This window comes from Mesorhizobium sp. M2A.F.Ca.ET.067.02.1.1, from assembly GCF_004023285.1.
In the GTDB taxonomy this organism is placed as follows: Bacteria; Pseudomonadota; Alphaproteobacteria; order Rhizobiales; family Rhizobiaceae; genus Mesorhizobium.
Genome location: NZ_RZSB01000646.1, coordinates 1 through 3,453, shown reverse-complemented (window position 1 = coordinate 3,453; position 3,453 = coordinate 1). Strand labels below are relative to the sequence as shown.

Below are 3,453 nucleotides of genomic sequence, written 5' to 3'. Positions count from 1 at the left end.
GACATTGCTGCGCAGATGCGGGAGGTCGAGCTCGCGAATTTCATGACCGTCGATCCGCACCGAGCCGTGCTGGATCGGGTACGTGCCGCGCATCAGCCGCGTCAATGTCGACTTGCCCGAGCCGCTGCGCCCGACGATGCCGAAAACCGAACCGGCCGGGATGGTCAGCGACACGTCGTTCAGGGCCGGCGGAGCGCTGTCGCTGTAGCGGAAGATCACATGCTCGAACTCGACAGTGCCCGCGATCGGCGGGCGCAGGCCGCGCACATTCGGTGGCCGCTCCGGACTGCGGTTCATGATGTTGCCGAGCATTCGCACCGAGAGCCCGGCCTCCTGGTAGCCTTGCACCAGACCGACGATCTGTGAGAGCGGCGTGGTGACCCGGCCCGACAGCATGTTGAACGCGATCAGCGCGCCCACCGTCATCTGGTTGTCGAAGACTAGCAGGGCGCCGAAGCCGACGACCGCAACCGTCAGCAGCTTTTCGAGAAGCCCGATCACCGCCTGCGCCGAGGTAGAAATCCGCCCGACGTCGAACCGCGACTCGGCGGCCTGGGCGCAGAGCGCGTCCCAGTCGCGCTGGCGCAAGGGCTCGGTCGCCAACCCTTTGACCGTTTCCATGCCGTGGATGGTCTCGACGAGATAGGCCTGACGCTGCCCTTCGGCCTCGTAGAGGACGCGCAACTTGCGGCGGTAGAGCGGGATCAGCCCGCCGATCACACAGGCGGTGACGGCGGAAAAGCCGAGCACCATTGTGGCGAGACGACCGCTGTAGAGGAACAGCAGCGGCACGATGACCAGCAGCGAGGTGGCGTCGAGCAACGTCAGAAAGAGGCGGCCGGTCAGAAACTCCCGGATCTTCTCGACCTGCTGCATGTGCTTGGTGATGACGCCGGCCGAGGCGCGCTCGAAGAAATCGATCGGCAACGACAGCAGACGCGCGAAGGTGCGGATCGAGGTGCGCACATCGATCCGTGCCGAGGCGTAGACCAGCAGGATGCGCCTGAGATAGTTGAAAACCGCATCGAACAGGACTGCGGCGCTGACCCCGATGGCGAGCACAACGAGCGTCGTATAGGCCTGGTGCACGAGCACCTTGTCGACGGTGATCTGGATGAAGATCGGCAGGGCAAGCGCCAGCACCTGCAGCGCGACCGCGGCCACCGCGATGTCGCGGAACATCGCGCCGTTGCGGACGACTTCCGGGAGGAACCAGGTAAAGCCGAACGGCCGGCTCTCATCCGCCAGCGCGAATGTGCGGCGCAGCAGCAGGAGCTCGCCGGTCCACTTCCTGCAGAACGTCGCCTGGTCGAGGGGTAATACGTCGAGGCAGTCAGCGAGGGGGTCGAGGACTCCAACCTTGTTCTCGTTGAATCCGAGCAGGATGACGCTGTTGCCATTTGTCAGCCGGGCGATCACCGGATAGGCGTCGCCGAGGCGTTGCAGGTCCTTCCAGCCGACCTTTAATTTGCGGCTGCGCATGCCGCTGCTGCGGGCGATCTTCGGCAGCAGCCGGGTGATGTCGTCATCGGGCCTCAGCGCAAAGTCGTGCTTGATGCGCTCGGGGGAAAGATCGATGCCGTAGTGCCGCCCGATGGCGACAAGGCACTGCAGTGCTGTTTCGACCGGAGACCCTTCCACGGTACCGCGCAGATTATCAGGCTTGGCGGCGCGAAGGGTGGAGGAGCGCGTTTGGGTCATCCAGGTGAGGACGAGCCATACGAGCACCGTGCACAGCAGGAACTGAACCGGGGGACTCGGCCTGTGGAGCCACTCGACCGGCCCGTGCCCGGCGGCGGCGAGGGTGGCGAGCGCATCGGACAACCAGCGATTCAGTTCGCCATAGAGATCGTTCATGGCTCTCGCTCCGCGGCATGTCGGCAGGTCGGCGCGTGGACGAGCGCCGTGACGCAAACGGGCCTCGGCGTGCTCCCGCTTCCGCTGCGCCATGACGGGCGGAGAGGGGCTGTGTTGGGCATGAAGCACCGACGCATTTGGGCTATTGCTCGTCGCTGAAATTTGGCGATTTCGGCCGCCGCCGCGCGGTCGCCGCGGGCGTTGCCGCCGCAGGCAATGCCGCCTGCGGCATCAGCCGCACCACCGTTGCTCCAGCATCTGCCGTTTCCTCCCCGACCGGCAGGGGAGAAGTGGGCTGGGAGCCCGGCTCGGCTCCCGGTGACGACGGCTGCTGCGACCGCAGCACGCCCGCCTTCTCTAGCTGTTCGCGCATGCCGTTCTGCGTCTGCAGCATTTGAGAGAAGGCCTGCAGGCTGGTGATCAGCCGCTGCGTCACGCGCGGCTCGGAGCCGGACAGCGAGACCAGATCAATGCGGATCATGCCGTGCTTGAGCGAAATCTCGCCAAACGCATCGACAAAGGTTTCGGGTACTACGTCCATTTACCTACCCCAAAAAAGCGGCCGGGCTTTCGGCCCGGCCGCTGCTCATGCGCGTTAAGCAATCGCGACGTGGATCGCGAACGGGTCGCTCTTGGTATCATTATCGCCATCGGCGATGGTTGCCGTGAAGTTCATGTCGAGCGCCTCCGGGTTGAACGTGTTGGAAATATTGAACTCGATCACCGGGACCTTCACGGTGCCCGAACCCATGAAGAGCTGGACCGCGTCCAAGTCGTTCTTTTGGTCGATGGAGGGGATGACGAAGCTCACTTGCCCGCCGGCTTCTTGGTACAGATCCGCGCTCTCCACCTTGGTAATCGCGCCCACGGTGATCGAGTTGTCGGCGTTGCGGGTGTAGGTCCTGTAGAAGATGCCCTCGGTCGAGGGGTCGTAGCCGCCGACCGAATTGTCGATGAAGATCTTCATGCTGCTGACCAGGAAAGCCGTCGGGTCAATCACAAAGCTCTCATCGAAGGCACCTCCCTGTGTCGTCGCGCCGTCGACGCCGGCATTGGCGTTGCCATCGAAGTTGTTGTTGCCGAGCCCGATGCCCGACGTGCTGACGTTCATCTGCGCCGGGCTGAGATACGTGGCGTTGGTCTGGATTTGGCTCTCGCTCGCGTCGAGGAAGCCCTTGATACTGGTCGGATTGGTCGTGGCATTAACTGCGGAGAATACGATCGAGCGGTTTCCGATCGTCAGCGTCCGCACCGGATCCGGCCCGCCCGCATCGAGGCTTCCGTTCGCGGACGAAACCGTCGTTATCGTTCCGGGCGGGGTTGTCAGCTCGATCTTGTAGTTGCCGGACCCCGGATCGACCGCATCGAATGTCAGCTTGAACGCCACCGGCTGAGGGTTGACGATGCCGTCGTTAGTGAAGTCGTCGGTGATCGTCCCGTTGAAGACATAGTTCCCGTTCACATCGGTTGTCGTCAGCGTCCCGAGCGAGCTGTTGACGGTCACAGTGGAGTGGGAGTCGATTGTGTAGTTGTTGAAGGTCACGTTCAGCGACTTGAACCCGTCCGCGCCAGGAGCGTCGGACCAAGTGCTGCTCC

3 protein-coding genes are annotated in these 3,453 nt (G+C 63.6%); all 3 read right to left on the bottom strand.

Features of this window, described 5'->3' with window-relative positions:
- Positions 1 to 1,857: ABC transporter transmembrane domain-containing protein (locus EOA28_RS29270; RefSeq protein WP_189342231.1), on the bottom strand; the 1,857-nt coding region annotated here is incomplete at its 3' end.
- A 142-nt stretch (positions 1,858 to 1,999) separates the two neighbouring features.
- Entirely contained in the window at positions 2,000 to 2,398 is a 399-nt protein-coding gene (locus tag EOA28_RS29265) for a hypothetical protein (protein WP_126082684.1), read from the bottom strand.
- 54 nt (positions 2,399 to 2,452) lie between these two features.
- A partial coding sequence (locus EOA28_RS39090; RefSeq protein WP_210214969.1) for a hypothetical protein occupies positions 2,453 to 3,453 on the bottom strand: 1,001 nt, incomplete at its 5' end.

Bases quoted from the DNA above. Each gene is read 5' to 3' on its own strand.
- EOA28_RS29265 (WP_126082684.1), bottom strand. From the start codon at position 2,398: ATGGACGTAGTACCCGAAACCTTTGTCGATGCGTTTGGCGAGATTTCG.